Raw genomic sequence first — 504 nt, 5'->3', positions numbered from 1 at the left:
GGACCTCGGCGCGCTGACCGCGTCGGACTACGTCGCGCTCGCCCTGATCATCCTGGTGGCCTGCGCCGGCAAGCTCGTGGGCGCCATCCTCCCGGCGAGGCTGGCCGGGTTCTCCTGGCGGGAGTCCAGGGACCTGGGCCTGCTCATGAACACCAGGGGCCTGACGGAACTGATCATCCTGAACGCCGCCGTCAGCCTCGGCGTCCTCGACGGACGCATGTTCACCATGCTGGTGATCATGGCGCTGGTCACGACGGCCATGGCGGGCCCCCTGCTGTCGCGCCGCCGTCCCGCACCCGCCGCCGAACCGCTCGCCGGCGCGCAGCCGTCGGACGCGGACGACGTCCTGTCGCCGACCGTTGCCACGCCGGCCGCGGACTTCACCGCACCCCGTACCTGAGAGCCGAAGGCCGAAGCCGAGAGAGAGGCATGTCGTGATTCCCGTTCAGTCAGCAACCACCGAGAACCGGGCTCCCGTCGACGGACGCGCGCTGCGCGACGTGT

Annotated in this window: 1 protein-coding gene; it reads left to right on the top strand. The window is 71.0% G+C overall.

Features of this window, described 5'->3' with window-relative positions:
* A partial coding sequence (locus tag G3I71_RS46715; protein ID WP_203733114.1) for a cation:proton antiporter occupies positions 1-400 on the top strand: 400 nt, incomplete at its 5' end.
* Positions 401-504: the final 104 nt, after the last annotated feature.

Origin of the sequence: Streptomyces sp. SID12501 (assembly GCF_010550245.1) — a bacterium.
GTDB lineage: Bacteria > Actinomycetota > Actinomycetes > Streptomycetales > Streptomycetaceae > Streptomyces.
Note: the sequence above shows the minus strand (reverse complement) of the source record. Positions and strands in the feature narration are given on the sequence as shown.